The organism is Paenibacillus sp. JZ16 (assembly GCF_015326965.1).
GTDB lineage: Bacteria > Bacillota > Bacilli > Paenibacillales > Paenibacillaceae > Paenibacillus_AQ.
The window spans coordinates 540,331-556,443 of record NZ_CP017659.1; the positions used below are offsets into that span (position 1 = coordinate 540,331).

Consider the following 16,113-nt stretch of genomic DNA (forward strand, 5'->3'; position numbering starts at 1 on the left):
ATTGGAGTAGTTTATGCTAAATATAACCACATACATTGAAAAGAAGACTATAGATTCTTTTTACTTTAGTCAAGATAATATTGAAGACTATTTTATTTCATTGAAAGATAGTTTATCAATCCAGGTGGCTAACAGACAATTAAACAAGCATAAAGGCCATAAGTTAGATGGTGTAGTAAATATAAAAACGTCTGATACTACAATCACCAACTTTATGGATTGGGATGATATTGACTTGATGTGGATCGGTGTTTTAGAAATGACTTTGGAATATAAAAAAACAGGTTTTGGAGAGCACATTATGGCCATGAATAGCCATGAGTGGAGTGTCAAAAGAATCATTACAAAACCAGAGAACAAGATATTATTTAGAGTAAAAAGAAATCCGTTGATTTTTGAAGGTACAAACCTTTACGAAGCTTACAAAGAGACGAAAAACATTGTTGTTGAAGAAGAATTTTTATCTGAAATTCTTAAGGCGGCTAATGAGTTTATTTCTTTTAGAGAAAAACTATTTAAAATTGATAATCTAGGCAGATTAAAAGCAGTATTGTCTGAAATACAATCTTATTAGGCCAACTAGTAGTTTTAATTTAACAAGTGGCATAAAAAGATCTCCCAATCTGAGCAATTCGGATTAAATCCGAATTGCTTTTTCTTTAAAAACTGTTCTCCGGTACCGCCAACGGAAAGGCCAAGCGATGTCAAACCGTCTTCATTTGCCGGATTTATCATTCATCCTGGATTCCCGGCAACTCATAACGTTGTTACAAATGGCAATCCTAAAACATCAGCTATTGTTCAGCGTTTTTATTAATTACTCCTTTAATCCTTCTAACTCCAGCAGCAGAAGATTGTTCTTTTTTAATACTGAACTTTCCTATGTTTGTTGTATCCTCTACATGAGGTCCTCCACATACTTCTCGACTCCAAACTTTCCCTTCATTATCTTTGATTGTATACACCTTAACGATATCCGGATATTTATCCCAAAAATTCCCTACAACATTACTTTCTTTTGCTTCAGTTTTAGGCATCTCTGAAATATAGGTAATTGCTTTTGACGAAATCGCATCATTCACATACTTCTCCACCGCAGCTATTTGCTCTGGCGTAAGTTTTTCATCATGGTTGAAGTCAAACCGTATTCGCTCTGAGGTAATATTACTTCCTTGTTGATGAACATGATCACCTAAAACTTCCCTTAAACCAGCAAGTAATAAATGAGATACCGTGTGCAGCGCTGTTGTTTCTGTTGAATGTTCAGCTAATCCACCTTTAAATTTACCCACAGAAGCAGTTCTGCTCTTTTCAGCATGTTTCTTTGCCGCCTCTATATAAGACGCCTTGTCCTCCATGCTATATCCATTTTCAGTTAGAAACTCTTCCGTCAACTCCAAGGGAAACCCATATGTTTCGTAAAAATAAAAGGCATCTGCACCTGTAACTTTACCCTTATTCTTAAGATGTTTTTGTATTTCAAATTCTCCTTGCTGTAAAGTTCTATAGAAAAGATTTTCTTCCTTATTTACTGTTTCGATAACTTTCTTTTTATTACCGATCAAATCTTCATAAGCTGTTGCTTCATCTATATAAACTTCAGACAACTCACCCACAAAACTTCCTTGTATACCTATTTTTTTACCTGCACGAATCGCCCTTCTTAATAACCTTCTTGTTATATACCCTGCATCACTATTAGCTGGCTCCGCACCATCATTAATTAGAAAAGTAGCCGCTCTCACATGATCAAGTATGATTCTAAACGACTTTAAATCGTCAGTATATTGTTTACCACTTAACTCCATCAATTTTTTCTTGGGATTAAGGAAGAAAGCCGTATTATAAATATCCTTGTCACCATTAAGGGCTGTTGCAACCCTTTCTAATCCGCCTCCATAATCCATATTGGGATTTTGCATTTTTACAAATCCTGTGCCTTCTTTTTTGTAACACATAAATACGTTGTTCCCAATCTCTAAAAACCTCTCGCTTTCAGAAGCAGGATGATCCAGTGAATCACCGCCTGGTTCAAGATCATAAAACATTTCACTATCAGGCCCACCCGGTTCACCAACAGGCATATCCAATGGACTTCCGGCTCGACTCCACCAATTTTCTTTTTCATCGTATAAGAATATTCTTCCACCTCTAGATGCTCCATATTGATAGGGATCATCTTCAATGATAGGTTCTATACCAACTGATTTAAATTTTTCTGACCAGATTTGAATGGCTTCCGTATCTTTCTGTATATTCAAATCATCACTTCCTATAAAAGCACTGATATACAGCCTGCCAGGATCAATTCCTAATTCGATAATATGCCAATTCCAAATGGCATCGATTTGCTTTTTCTTATAGTTATTTTCATTTGCTTTAAACTCCCATCGACCTATCATTTCAAAAAATGTCAGATGCGACGTATCTCCTACTTCATCAATATCCACTGTCCTTAAACACTTCTGAATATTAGCAATCTCATTACCTATCGGATGCTTTTCCCCCAATAAATATGGAACCATAGGTTGCATTCCACTTCCTGTAAACAACGTTGAGGAATCATTTTCTGGCAACAAGCTAGAAGAGGGCACTTGGCTAGCCCCTATTCCTTTCATAAAATCAATATATGATTTTCTTAACTCATCTGGTGTCATTTTCACCATGCTCAATACCTCCATTTCAATTATTAATTATTCTCGGAAATTACTTTGCAGATATTCAAACGAGAAGAAATAAAACAAAAAAGCCCTAAGCTGACCTATTTCTTGTCAACTTAGGGCGAACTATGATGTCCGTGTTACCACCTAATTTCAGATTTCTCTGCACTCTATCAATACGGGATATCTCCGATATTGTTTCCTGAATAACGGTGGAACTCCGTTGAAGCCTACTTAGATTCCTCTGTTCGGTTCACAGCTCCGAGACTGCTTCACTATTAGATCAATGAAGATTCGCACCAACCATCTTCTCTCTGTGAGATCCCTAATAGCTACTATTTCTCATCATAGCCTTTTCGTTTTAAGTTGAACCAATGCTATCACACTCAACTTGTTCTGTCAATTAATTCCACTATTTTTTATAAGGTATAAGTCTGTCGATTCTACCATCAGCTTTGGCAATTCGGTTGCTTCGCATCCTCTGACTTTAGCCAAATTATAATTCTCCCCAACCTCAATTCCACATTCCTGTTTACCCTGTGAAATAATCAGGAGGTACAACAAACTTGGGTGGGGAAGTATCGCTTCCGGAGCGGAGGTGATAACCCTTATGATATCCCTCCATACTTTTTGGGATAGTATGCCCATTGGAAATTGAACTATACTGCCCGTTAGCTTAACAAGACAGCTGATCGCTTAGTCGTAAAAGATTAAAACAAAAATTAACGTGAATAATCTGTCCTGATGGTACTATTTCCCACCTCAAATGTACTTTTCATAAGTCTCATCTGTGCAGGATTGCCTAATGGGCTAGCGATTTGCATTGGCAATATTTACTCATTAAACTGTGTTCTCATCTTTGTTAAAGTGGATAAGCATTATGAAGACAAAGACGGGAGTTTTAATAGACATGAGCGTTCTCACCAAATCTATCATTGGTCTGCTTTGCGTGACGACATTAGCGGGCACCTATTTCAGTTATACGGAGCATCAGAATAATCGGCAATGGGAGCAGCAACAACAGCACAATACGCAATACTGGTCACATATGCAATTGATCTACCTGCGTGATTTCGACTATGCGCTTGCGGAGTCCCTTGCGGCATCTACGATTTCAGATCGGCAAGCAGCACTTCAATCTGCGATTGAAAATGCCAATTTTATCTTGCAATCTGTAAGGATCGGATCCGTTACAATGAACTTTCAATCTTGGTCATATGAGTCGTTTATCACAGAGGGCAGCCGCTACTTGGCCTATCCTGCCAGCGAGAAGGAAATCTCGCTTAACCCGGATCAATTAGAACAAATTCAGCGTTTGAGAACGTTCGCGAGGACCGCCCTACCTTATCTCGATCAGATGAGAAAGAAAGCTGTTGATTCCTCTATATCAGATATACAACAGATATCAACTGAAATGGAAGAGGCTTTGTCTCAACTCGACTCGGTCTCCACCTATGGAAATAAAGCCTTTAACGAGTTCCTGTACAACCAGAATCCATACATACCTCCGAAGCCAGGAACCGTTTTCGCCGGTGAAACCACTTATACGGCTACGGAGCTTGCGGCCAAAGCGAAAATTTTCATGGGCGAGGCTTGGAATAAAGGAGCAGGTAAGCAAATTGTCCACATCTCAGGCGGGAGCAGCCCCCAATTCGGAGAAGTCTTGGATTTCAAGTTATCGGACACCGATGGAAAATCAACCAACTCCTATATTGCAACACTAAGTAAAAGCGGACACGTGCTCCAAGTGAGACGCAAGAGCTCGATCTCTGAGAAAGGAGATGTAGAGCAAACTATCGACTTAAAGCAGGTTGTCGCGGTTACGGACACCTGGATGGCTCGCTGGTCTGACGAACGTCTGACATTAGTAGCGAAAGAGATAAACGATACTTCCATTTATCTCACGTATATTCCGGTCCGGGAGCAAGTTTCCATTCCGCAAATGAAAGTCGTATGGCGATTTGATCGCCGTACCGGTACGTTGAAGAGCTTTGATGCGTCTAATTATTATTCCCATTACAATAAAACCTTCCCCGTTCACCCGAGGCTGACAGCGGAGCAAGCCTCCGCGAAGCTTGGCCCAAAAGTAACCCCCTCGGGCAAGCCAAAGCTGGAAATCCACAACAGCCAGCTCGTATACGCATTTCCCGTCACTGGGATCGAAGGCGTTTCTCACGTATACGTAAACGCCCGCACAGGTGCTGGCGAAGGCATTAATTACAACCTGTAACCACAACAAATTTAGGCAGCCCCACGAACATCCTCGCTGCGGGCTGCCTAGATTTTGCGTGCCAACGTTGGGTCACCACTTTCCTTTTTAGTTTCTTACGTTTCTCCGTGACTAAAATTAAACTAACCTGCCCGTTAGTTGAACAAAAAGCAGCTGATCATGGCCAGCTGCTTTTCTATATTTATTTAACTATCGTTTCCCGTTAGTTGAGTGGCTTTACAACCATGTTTGAAAAGGCTTCAGTTTTTCTTGAGTTAGGAACTAGGGTTGCTCCTAACGTTTCGTTAACGTGGAGTTTTACATGTTCTTGTTTCTCGACAGCTCAAGTTTTCGGCTTAACTGTTATGCCCAACTTCTTAAAAAATGGTTGTATCTGCTGGAACATATAGCAAACAGATTTATTGATAATAGACAATACAGCAAATGATTAAATCATATCCAACTGTTTTGAAAAAGCGAGAGCAGGAACTAATCGCCATTACTAATTCTAAACATCGGAAAAGCAATAGAAGATAATATTACCGGATCTTCTGTGATGGCCAGCAATCGAGTTATATCGAACCTGACCGACGAGGTAAAATACGGGATGCAGTTTTCACTTACTACAATTCTTCAGAATAAAAAGCTTTAGATACGGATTCCGTAGCTTTATCAATAAAAGCTGCAATTTTATTGGGGCTTTCCTTCAGACCACTACTCACCCACTTTTTAATAATAGCTATACTGCCATGAGCGGTGAACGTATACCAGGACTCAAATAATTGTGGATCAAAATCTTTTAATTCCTGCTTCCATCGCTCAATAGTTAAATCGTGACTGATATAAAGGATTCGTTCTAGTAATTCTTTATCGCCATGCTCTGAGAACAGAACCTTACATATCGTTTGATTCGCTTTTATATACTTACATAATTCATAAGATAGCTTTTGAGGGTTTGAAGAACTCATCCCAACTTGCTTAATGTCTTCGTAAAGATCATTTCCAATCGTTGAAAGAAGCTCAAACTGATTCGCATAGTGTGTATAAAAGGTGTTGCGATTAATCCCTGCTTCTCTGCAAATGTCGGTCACTGTCACTTTATTGATAGACCGTTCTGTCAAAAGCTTCAGCAGGCTTTCTTTTACAACCATCTTTGTATATCTCACTCTGTGATCTGTTTTTTTGTCTGCCATAATATCCTCCAATTAGAAATAGCGAACAAATCTACTGTGGTTTGTATGATAACTAACATATCTCAATCGAACAGCCTGTTGTTTAAGTAACACAGTGAAATTATAATTTATTTGAACGTTCAATTCAATTTCAACTTAAATGGAGGGTAAAATGTGGGTGATATAACTGTGGTGCCTGTATGGATAATTCAAGATATTATAGTCTTAATTGCTGCTGTTCTAATGGTTTTCTATATCCTTGATAAGGAAACACATCCCAAAACGGTTCTACTGCAATTTATAGGTTTTGTGTTTTTTTACGCAGCTGTTTTTGAAATTACTGCTTCATCGCTTGGGGAAGGTTTTTACGCCTATGGGCGGAGTATTTTAATGTTATTTAATATACCGATTACTGTCCCTATTATTGAGTTTCTGATCATTTATTCCACTTTGCGTGTTCTAAAATCTGTAACTATACCGTCCTGGACTAAACCATTTATTACGGGATTAAGCGCTATGGTGTTTGACTTTTCATTGGACCCGGTGGCCGTTAAACAGATATTTCAGACTACGGATGGACTCATGGCAAGATGGACTTATTATCCGCTAGCCGGTGAACCTCAAATCTATGGGGAACCCGTGATGAATTTTACAGGATGGATTTATATAGCGGGATATTGGACAGTCTTTATACTAATTGGTGAATGGTGGCACAAAAAGAAAGGCTACAGTCAATCAATTGGTTATATCTATCCGTTTCTGGCGGCAATTGCGTCATTGGCTTGCATGTTCTCACCTTTATCTAACTTCTTTAATTATATGGGGCCGTTCTTCGCCAGAACCTCTAATATGCAATGGGTGATGTTGATTGCACTTTCTGTAATTACAGCAGGAGTTTTAGCATTAGCTTTTATAAAGTTCTGGGACCGGAAGGCTATTTATTCAATCACTCCCAAAAAAGATTTTCCTATCATGTTTACTTTCTTGGGGTTCCCCCTGGTGAATACTATATTTTGCCTTATAGGAGGTTACACAGAAGTATTGTGGCTGGTCGTTCTGGCTCAGATCTTATTAATGTTAGCCTGGATCGGAATTAATATTATGGGTAAAAAAGCAAGACCAATCACGAAATAACCATAAGCCCAAGCATGGAGGCAAAGACGCACTTTCATTAATATTCTTGTTAGGCATTTTTATTTTGGCGCTTCTTGCTTACATTGAAAAAATAGACCGCCCTCCATAAGGTAACGGTCCCGTTTGCTAAATTACTTGGAAACATATTTAGATGCTTATCTAATCGGTCTGTTCTTGTCCCCCGACATTTTCTTATGAGCGAATTGTGATGTGATCCCCGTTACTTCATCGAATTACTTAGAAGTCTGTTTTAATATTTTCATACATTAAATTTAGCCCTTCAAACTTCCTAGTGGGAGTCGAAGGGCCAAAAAGTTTGCTCTCTAGTTATCTAGGAGCTGTATAGAACTTTTAATTGATTCTTGGCGAGTTGCCTTTCCATAGTGAGCATATTAAACGATGATGAAGGTTCGTCTGACACTTCATGTCCATTGACACGAATTCCCCCTCATGATAAATACAATTTCATCTCCCCTACATATTTCTTTACACGTTTAAGGTCAATCCCAGCCCCGATTTAGGGAAAACGGAGCTTTTCATTAAGTAACATTGTGACCACTCGTCCGGTTGAACCTCGATTGAAAGGGAAGGATCGAGCTCACCAGTGACTTTACATATTCGCTCTTCGCACACATAAAGTGGTTGCAATCAAGCTCTTCAATAATGACCCCATCCCTCAGAAAGGCTAAGCGATTACATAAATAGGCTACGGCTTGCAGATCATGCGCTATGAATAAATATGTTAATTGAAACTCCCTCTGGAGCTCCTTTAAGAGAGATAAAATTTGAGATTGCACAGAAACGTCGAGCGAGCTAATGGCTTCATCCAAAACAAGATAGCGCGGCCGTGTGGTCAAGGCACGCGCTATGCATACACGTTGCAACTGTCCACCGCTTAGCTCATGCGGATACTTCTTTAGATAGTCAAGGGGCAACTCTACCCGCTCCATCAGCTCTGCAATAATCGCTTCATGGTCGGCATGAGCGTTTTTGCCGCTTCGTAGCATATAGAGTGGTTCCTCGATAATTTGCCGCAAGGTCCAGTTCGGGTTGACAGAGGTGCGATAATCCTGGAACACGACACTGAATTTCCCTTTGTTTTGCTTAAGCCACTTTTTATGTGGCACGCCATCTATCCGAATGGTCCCGCCATCACTGGTTTCTAATCCAAGTAGGATCCGGGATAACGTGCTTTTACCGCTGCCGCTCTCCCCTACAATGCCCAGACAGTCTCCATCGTTCAAATGAAAGCTGACGTCGGTCAGTACATGCTTTTGGGTGTGATTCCGCAGCCCACGGTCAGCCTTATAGCTTTTCTGAAGATTCTCCACCGTAATCATACTCTTGGATCCCCCCGCTATGCATTGTGTTCATAAAGCTATCTGAAAGCTGCAGGCGCGTGCTAACTAAATATTGGGTGTAGGCATGTTTAGGCTCATTAAAAACATCAGTGACCGAGCCCTGTTCCAACACTTCTCCTTCTTTCATGACGATAACGCTGTCGGCCAACCGCTGCACAACTCCCAGGTCGTGGGAGATGAGGATCAGTGTGGTACCCGTCATTTCCTTTAAGGACTGAAATTGATTGACGACTTCCAATTGATTAATGGAGTCTAGAGCTGTTGTAGGCTCATCCGCAATAATAATGTCCGGCTTCAGCACAAGAGCAATCGCAATCATACAGCGTTGAAGCATCCCACCGGACAGCTCATGAGGATAACTCTTATAAACGGCAAGCGAATCCGGGAAATTCAATTTTTTCAAGCTTTCCAAACTCAATCGCTCAGCTTCTCTTCTGGATACCCTCAATACCTGCATAAAAGTTTGTTTCATCTGGAAGCCCATTTTCTCAATAGGATTGAAAGCCGTCATTGCATCCTGAAGAATCATCTTGATTTTTTGACCCCGAATGGACCTCCGCTGTTTTTCGTTGTCCTTCAAAATGTTGCGGCCCTCGAAAATAATCTCTCCTTCAGATTGTATCCAGCGGGGATTTACACCTAAAATTTCCCGAACAGTCATCGTCTTTCCACTGCCGCTCTCCCCAACAATACCAAGGCAAGAATTTTTTTGCACCGAGAAGGATGCATCTTTTACAATTCTTCTTTGGGTCTTGAGATCAACAATATTAAGATGCTTAACGGTCAGTATGGTCACTTACCATCTTCCTCCCTTCACCCAAGCGGAATAGCTTGCGTTGTTGCTTCGGGCTTGCCATGTAGGATTTCGAGTTCATGGCCTGCTGCAGACTGTCACCGAGAAAATTTAGCGCGACGATGACAAGCAGAATGGTAATACCGGCAGGGATCATCTGCCAGGGATGGGTGAACAACACATTCTTCGCTTCATTCAGCATCATTCCCCATTCAGGAGCAGGAGGTTGCACGCCCAATCCAAGAAAGGAAAGGGACGAAATACTTAGAATCACCCAGCCCATCTCTAGGGTCGAATGTGTGGTTACTTCACCGGAGATCCCGGGAACAATATGCTTTCTCATAATATAGATTGGAGAAGCCTGATGGACTTGAGCGAACTTCACATAGTTTTTTGATCGATACTGCTGAACGCTGCTATAGATCATCCGTGTATACCAGGCCCACTTGGACAAAATATTCGCAATCACGATATTCATAATCCCGGGTCCCAATATGCCGATAATAGCCAGAATCATCACCTCTGACGGGAAGGACAGCATAGCGTCGCAGAAACGCAAAATGACTTCCCGGACTCTTCCGTTCGAATAGCCGGCTAGAATTCCAAATGCGACCCCGGAAAAAATCGTCACACTCATAGCCAGTAGAGCATAAAAGAACGTGGTGCGTATGCCGAATAAAATCCGTGAATATAAGCATCTTCCCAGATGATCAGTCCCGAGCGGGTACTCTGCGCTTGGCATGGCAAGCTTCATATCCACCTGAAGTAAGGTCGGATCATGCGGAGCAATTAGAGGGGCGAAGATCCCAGCAAGGCAGACCACGCCCAAAAATATCAAGCAAGTGATACCCAGCTTATCCTGTTGAAGACGCTTGAAAAAACTCATTTGGCTTCCCTCCGCAAACGTGGATCTATCATCACGACCACAATATCTACCAATAAATTGCAAACGATAAATAAGACGGCCATCATCAGAATATAAGCCTGGATCACAGGATAATCCGAGTTAAAAATAGCCTTGACGCATAAACGACCTATGCCGGGCCAGGCAAATATATTTTCAACAACAACAGTCCCAGCAATCAGACGCGGAATAGACATGCCGAACGCGGTAAGAGCCGATTGGATCGAATTGGAAAACACTTTCCACATTACAGTGCTCTGTTTGAGTCCGCGCAGCTTGGCATAAAGAATGAAATTTTCTTGCGTATTTTGAATCATATTATTGCGTATCAGTCTGACATAGGTGGATAAAAAGGTTAGTGACAAGGTGACGGCCGGCAAGATAATGGATGAAGGACCATTCTTCCCGCTTGTCGGAAGCCACCCCAGATAAACCGAAAAAGACCACATGAGCAGCAAGCCGATCCAGAAGCTTGGCATCGCTGACAGCAAAAAGATGAAGCCCCGCAAAAAACGATCCTGCCATCTATTCTCGAAGATGCTGCAGATTATCCCGATGGAAACGCTGAAAAGGACAATAATTATAAGTGTAGCCCCCGCTAATTCAAGCGTTGGAGGAATCGCTTGACGCATCTCTTCCAATACAGGCTTTTTATTGACGTAGCTGGTACCCAAATTCCCTTGAAAGCTGTCCATAATCCAGTTTTTATATCGGATAAGAAAAGGATCGTCAAGTCCGAGCTCTTCGCGCATGCTCTGGACCACTTCCTCGGTCGGGGTAATCTGATTTACACGCAGAGCAATCTCTGCCGGATCACTAGTTCTTAAATTAATTAGAATGAACGCCATGAAGGTAACCAGCAGCAGGAGCGGAACGGTACCTGCTATGCGTTTTATTACATACTGTATCATAAAGGACTCACTCTCTGCTTACTCAAAATACATGAGCTCAAACGGGATTTCATATTGCGATACATTGAAGGAAACGCCCTTAAGCTGTTCGGCATGAATCGCTTTGACAACTGAATAAGTCAACGGCAGATACACAGCCTCTTCATTCACATAGCTGAATATTTGCTCATATTTCTCCGCCCGCGCAGTTTCGTCCTGCTCAACGAGAACATCACTGATCGTTTGGTCCAGCCATTTCTTCTTTTCCAGACCTGCCTGAGCCTGATAATCACCATGCGAAGGCACACGCCAGGTTGACACATAGGTTTGTGGATCATAAGGCAAGCCCCAGGATAAAGAGTATTGCAAATCGAAATCACCGGATTTTTGACGGTCGAAATAGGCTTGCTTTTCTTCACCCAACAGTTCAAGCTCAACGCCAATCGCTTTGAGATCATTTTGCATCGATTCCCCAATCGTTTTCTCCTGCGCATTATCAGAATTATAGGACAGCATCAGGTTAAGCCTTTTCCCATCCTTATAACGGTAGCCATCGTCTGATTTTGCCCACCCTGCTTGATCCAGCAAAGCTTCGGCCTTCTGGGTGTCGTAGGAACGAACCTTAAGCTCAATGTTGGCGTACGGAGTGGATTTAGACATTAGGACATCCGCAATTTGCTCCGTGTCGTTGAGAATGCCGGTCGCGATCGTTTTTTTGTTAATGGCATATTGCAATGCCTCGCGAACCAGTTTGTCAGAAGTTGCTTCTCGCTTGCTGTTCAGCAATATCGAGCGCGAACCGGATGGCGGACTGATCTTCGTTACATACTTGCCCTCGTCTTGCAGGGAGGAGAAGGCATTAGCATCTAGCATGTCGCCGTCCGCGCCAAATATGAGATCAATCTCGCCGTTCTGCAGAGCAAGTAGAATCGTCTGGTGATCCGGCATGACCTTCCAACGAACATGCTGAATCTTCGGTTTATCTCCCCAATAGTTCTCATTGACACTAAACAACGCGTATTGATTGTCTTTATGCTCGGCCAATATATAGGGTCCCGTGCCTGCATAACCATTGACGCCATTCGCTGTTGTTCCGTCGATGAAACATTTAGGGGAGATCATTCGGAAAGGACGCGTAAGCCCCAACTCCTCCAACGTCGGATAATATGGTGTTTTTAGTGTCAAGGAAAACGTATATTCATCGACAACTTTAGTTGAATCAATAACCTGCACCAGATTCAGCCAGGCATTCTTCTCATAGTTGGCTACGACGACATCAATATTTTTCTTGACGGCCTCCGCATTGAACGGTTCACCATCGCTGAATTTGATGTTTTTTCTTAAATGGAACGTATAGGTCAAACCATCCTCCGAGATCTCCCATTTCTCAGCAAGCTTGGGTTTAACGCCCTCCGGTGTATTCATAACCAGAGATTCAAAAACCATATTTTGTGCAGCGAGTTCGCCACCTGTCAGATGCGGATTAATATCGCGAATATCTTTGGTGCTGGCAAAGACTAGTTCGTTCTTGTCCACTGCTGCAGGGTTGCTCTTGGTAGCCTGGCTGCAGCCTGTTAATACAATCAGTAACGTAAACATAGCAAGTAAAAGTTTCTTTTTCATGAATCCTCCTGAATATAATTGTAGTAGATGTAATTAAGATGAGTATATCGACCGCTGTACTCTCCCGGTGTACATGGAGGTACAAACCGTACGCATCAAATGAAAGATAACGAAAGACAGCCATATGCCGTGACTACCCCACGACAACCCTGCTATCCAGTTAACGGGAATGTAGATGAGCAGCGATATAAAGATGCCGTTGCGAATGGCCCAAGCCTGTGTTACCCCTGAAAATATGCCTTCCAGTTGCAACCCCCAAACACCGGCTATACTGTATAGCGCGATCCAAAACATATGTTCCCGCACGGCCAACCGTACCTGTAGGTCGCCCGTAAACCATGACACAAAGTCTAACGGATCAACGATGAGCACAAGCCCCATTAACACGGCAAAGAGCGCTCCCCAGACTGCTGATAATTTCAACGCATTCCGATAACCATTAATATTTCCTTCACCTGCAGCCTGTCCAGCAACAATGCTGGAGGCATTAGCCAAGCCACTGAACACATAGGCTAGCAAATAATGGAGCTGCAGCAATATGGCGTTGGCTGCCAATACGGTTTCATCCATTCGAGCCGCTTGAACCATAAACAAGCTGGTCATCACCAATAAGCAAATCGTACGTAGGAAAAGGTCACGATTCACGATCACCATTTTTTTAATATGGCAAAGATCAAACAGTTCTCTGATCTGGAGATGAACTAGTGCGAATTGCTTGCTGTATCGAATGATCACGAAGCCAATTGCTACACTGATTATTTCTGACACCAAGGTGGCAACTGCAATACCCGCAACTCCCCAGTCCAACTGCAAGGCTAACCATATTCCAAAGAGCATATTTAGCACATTTGCGAACAATTGAGAAACCAAGGTCAATTTAACCTTCGACACCCCAATCAGCCAACCCGTAATGGTATAATTCAGAAGCGCGAAGGGAGCTCCCCAGATCCGTATGTCAAAATAGATTCCAGCTTGCTGGAGCACTGCATCGCTGCCCCCAATGAGGTGCATGGCAGCCAGCAAAATGGGCTTTTGTGCCGCGATGAACACCACGCCTAACAAAATCGCGATCAGCAGAGGTCTGATGAAGGCATATGCAAGCTGCTCGTCGTGCTTGGCTCCAGCCGCTTGAGCCGTAAACCCGGTGGTGCTTACTCTTAAAAAACCGAATAGCCAATACAGGTTGTTAAATATTAATGTTCCCACAGCTACTCCACCAATATAGGACGGATCCCCCAAACGACCTGCAACGGCTGTATCAACCGCTCCCAGCAAGGGGACGGACAGACCGGTTATAATGAGAGGAATGGAGAGCTTAAGGTACTGCCTGTGTGTCATTTTAGCTCCTTTATATGTAATTATTACGAAATTAAACACTGATGAATATCTATAGCCTTTACGCAAACCGTACAACCAGAAACTATACATATTTATCGTAATTGTTACGATTAGGATTATAATTTAGCTTTCTTTGAAATGTCAATGGAATAAAATAACTAAAATGGCCCACTCCGATCGATAGTGTTACCTTTTTCCCGTGACGAGCGGAAATGAACAGTGTATCCCCTTTTATTCGTACATTTTCAGTAAAAAAAGACAGCGTGATAATTCACTTCACGCTGTCACATATAGGCAGCCCTTTACGACTACTTTTTATAACCTAATCGTTTCTTGAACTTATCGACGCGACCGCCGATCTCAGTATTTTTCTGTTTGCCTGTGAAGAAAGGGTGAGACGCGGAGCTCGAATCTACGCGGATCACAGGATAGGTATGACCGTCTTCCCATTCCATGGTTTCTGAAGAAGTCTTTGTGGAGGCGCTAAGAAATGTATAGCCTACGCTTGCGTCCAGAAATATGACTTTCTGAAAGTTGGGATGTATCCCTTTTTGCATCTGATGTCCTCTTCTTTCCGAGTCATTTGACTCTTTGTTATTGCTTATTCGTAAAAATTACGAAATACATCATAAATGAATAATAAAGTATTCATTTATATCTGTCAACTTTCAGGCTCGATGGTGATGGGAAAAACAACAACCTTAATATTTCACCCCGCCATCTAAAAAATAAGACTGTTCCATTACCTCCATCTCACTTAACTAGCGCAAATTACGATATGCCGTATCAAAAACTTGCATCCATTTCACACAACATAAAACGGCGCTTACCACAAAAAGTATTTATTACACTATAAATCGAGAGAAACCCAAATGGAACGAAAGATGTTGTCAATTGACTGCCATTCATGATTTAATGATAATTATTACGTATTAGGTGAAATACATATATGAAAATCGGTACATTATTCACACTTCTCCAGCAGCTGTCTATAAATAGGAGGAACTGTTTTGCGTAAGTGGCTTTCAAAGTCCGGACTCAATCTGGTATTTGTCGTAATCGTTCTAAGTATCATCTATGTTGCATTATTTCCAGACGTCATCTCAAACTTAAGTTTTCCAGTCCCCGATATGGACAAAATCCAGACATTTAAAACGATGCTGATCAGCATCGTATTGGAGGCATTGCCATATATCCTGATCGGTGTATTTGTTTCGTCACTCATGCAGCTGTTCCTGTCAGAACAATGGATCGCTCGGTTCTGCCCGAAAAATCCGGTCCTCGGCATTATATTCGCCTGTACACTCGGCATTCTTTTCCCGGTCTGTGAATGCGGCATGATCCCTATTGTGCGTAGACTCATGGTGATGGGGATGCCGCTTTATATCGGGATTGTTTTTATACTGGTTGGACCGATCGTTAACCCTGTTGTTTATGCCTCAACGTACCAAGCCTTTCGTTTACAGCCAGAGATCGTCTATTCCCGAATGGGCCTGGCTTTGGTCGTTGGTTTGATCATCGGGCTTGTCGTCTATAAATTTGTATCGGGCAATCCATTGAAAAATGCTCAAACCGCCAGTCTCTCCAATGCAAATGAGGCTTCACACGGACAGTCCCAGAACAAATTCCTCTCCATGATGGATCATGCCGCTCACGAGTTTTTTGACATGGGGAAATATCTGATTATCGGCTCCATTATAACGGCAGCTATTCAGTCATTTATCCCCAGAGAACTTCTCATTCAACTTGGACAAGGTGAGTTAAGCTCCCATCTGTTCATGATGGTATTTGCCTTTATATTGTCGATTTGCTCTACTTCGGATGCTTTTGTAGCTTCTTCATTCCTGCAGACATTCTCCGCATCCTCTATCATCAGCTTCCTTGTTTTTGGGCCTATGGTAGATTTCAAGAGTACATTGATGCTGCTGTCTGTCTTCAACAAACGCTTTGTCATATTTCTGATCGTTCTTACAAGCGTTACCGTATTTATTCTCTCGATTGCGCTTGGACAAATGATGTTCTGAAGGAG

14 protein-coding genes and 1 other annotated feature are annotated in these 16,113 nt (G+C 42.1%); of the genes, 5 read left to right on the forward strand and 9 right to left on the reverse strand.

Annotation, left to right across the window (positions count from 1 at the left end; all coding sequences use genetic code 11):
- Positions 1 to 13 precede the first annotated feature (13 nt).
- Positions 14 to 574 carry a hypothetical protein gene (locus tag BJP58_RS02360; RefSeq protein ID WP_194542631.1) on the forward strand — a complete coding sequence of 187 codons (561 nt, stop codon included), beginning with the start codon at positions 14 to 16 and terminating at the stop codon, positions 572 to 574.
- A 220-nt stretch (positions 575 to 794) separates the two neighbouring features.
- Here BJP58_RS02360 and BJP58_RS02365 read toward each other — a convergent pair whose 3' ends face one another.
- Positions 795 to 2,666: an alanine--tRNA ligase gene (locus BJP58_RS02365; RefSeq protein WP_194542632.1), complete on the reverse strand. Its 1,872-nt coding sequence runs from the start codon at positions 2,664 to 2,666 to the stop codon at positions 795 to 797.
- A 108-nt stretch (positions 2,667 to 2,774) separates the two neighbouring features.
- Positions 2,775 to 3,018: a binding site (T-box leader), on the reverse strand.
- Positions 3,019 to 3,570: 552 nt separating this feature from the next.
- Here BJP58_RS02365 and BJP58_RS02370 point away from each other — a divergent pair.
- A complete protein-coding gene (locus BJP58_RS02370; RefSeq protein ID WP_194542633.1) occupies positions 3,571 to 4,890 on the forward strand; it encodes a hypothetical protein in 1,320 nt (439 codons plus the stop codon).
- A gap of 602 nt (positions 4,891 to 5,492) precedes the next feature.
- On the opposite strand, the gene BJP58_RS02375 is transcribed toward BJP58_RS02370, so the two are convergent.
- Entirely contained in the window at positions 5,493 to 6,062 is a 570-nt protein-coding gene (locus BJP58_RS02375; RefSeq protein ID WP_199341197.1) for a TetR/AcrR family transcriptional regulator, read from the reverse strand.
- Positions 6,063 to 6,215: 153 nt separating this feature from the next.
- Here BJP58_RS02375 and BJP58_RS02380 point away from each other — a divergent pair, with 153 nt between their 5' ends.
- Entirely contained in the window at positions 6,216 to 7,175 is a 960-nt protein-coding gene (locus BJP58_RS02380; protein ID WP_194542634.1) for a carotenoid biosynthesis protein, read from the forward strand.
- A complete protein-coding gene (locus tag BJP58_RS34200; protein WP_442953962.1) occupies positions 7,138 to 7,284 on the forward strand; it encodes a putative holin-like toxin in 147 nt (48 codons plus the stop codon). The genes BJP58_RS02380 and BJP58_RS34200 overlap by 38 nt, the downstream gene beginning before the upstream one ends.
- Positions 7,285 to 7,714: 430 nt before the next feature.
- Here the strand turns inward: BJP58_RS34200 and BJP58_RS02385 are convergent, their stop codons facing one another.
- The 7 genes from BJP58_RS02385 to BJP58_RS02415 form a co-directional block, all read right to left on the reverse strand.
- The gene (locus tag BJP58_RS02385) at positions 7,715 to 8,515 is read right to left on the reverse strand and encodes an ABC transporter ATP-binding protein (protein ID WP_194542635.1); all 801 of its coding nucleotides are present in this window, start codon (positions 8,513 to 8,515) and stop codon (positions 7,715 to 7,717) included.
- Entirely contained in the window at positions 8,481 to 9,332 is an 852-nt protein-coding gene (locus tag BJP58_RS02390) for an ABC transporter ATP-binding protein (protein WP_194542636.1), read from the reverse strand. Before BJP58_RS02390 ends, BJP58_RS02385 begins: the two co-directional genes overlap by 35 nt.
- On the reverse strand, positions 9,313 to 10,215 hold the full coding sequence (gene opp1C / locus BJP58_RS02395; protein ID WP_194542637.1) for a nickel/cobalt ABC transporter permease: 903 nt from the start codon (positions 10,213 to 10,215) through the stop codon (positions 9,313 to 9,315). Before opp1C ends, BJP58_RS02390 begins: the two co-directional genes overlap by 20 nt.
- Positions 10,212 to 11,144, reverse strand: coding sequence for a nickel/cobalt ABC transporter permease (gene opp1B, locus BJP58_RS02400; RefSeq protein WP_194542638.1), 933 nt, complete (start codon positions 11,142 to 11,144; stop codon positions 10,212 to 10,214). The genes opp1C and opp1B overlap by 4 nt, the downstream gene beginning before the upstream one ends.
- Positions 11,145 to 11,162: 18 nt before the next feature.
- Complete coding sequence (nikA, locus tag BJP58_RS02405) at positions 11,163 to 12,746, reverse strand: nickel ABC transporter substrate-binding protein (protein ID WP_194542639.1); 1,584 nt, start codon at positions 12,744 to 12,746, stop codon at positions 11,163 to 11,165.
- Between the two features lie 33 nt (positions 12,747 to 12,779).
- Complete coding sequence (locus BJP58_RS02410; protein ID WP_194542640.1) at positions 12,780 to 14,084, reverse strand: MATE family efflux transporter; 1,305 nt, start codon at positions 14,082 to 14,084, stop codon at positions 12,780 to 12,782.
- Between the two features lie 308 nt (positions 14,085 to 14,392).
- Positions 14,393 to 14,641: a type B 50S ribosomal protein L31 gene (locus BJP58_RS02415; RefSeq protein ID WP_113060141.1), complete on the reverse strand. Its 249-nt coding sequence runs from the start codon at positions 14,639 to 14,641 to the stop codon at positions 14,393 to 14,395.
- A 453-nt stretch (positions 14,642 to 15,094) separates the two neighbouring features.
- On the opposite strand from BJP58_RS02415, the gene BJP58_RS02420 reads away from it, so the two are divergent.
- Positions 15,095 to 16,108 (forward strand): permease, encoded by a 1,014-nt coding sequence (locus BJP58_RS02420; RefSeq protein WP_194542641.1) that lies wholly within the window; start codon positions 15,095 to 15,097, stop codon positions 16,106 to 16,108.
- The last annotated feature ends 5 nt before the right edge of the window (positions 16,109 to 16,113 follow it).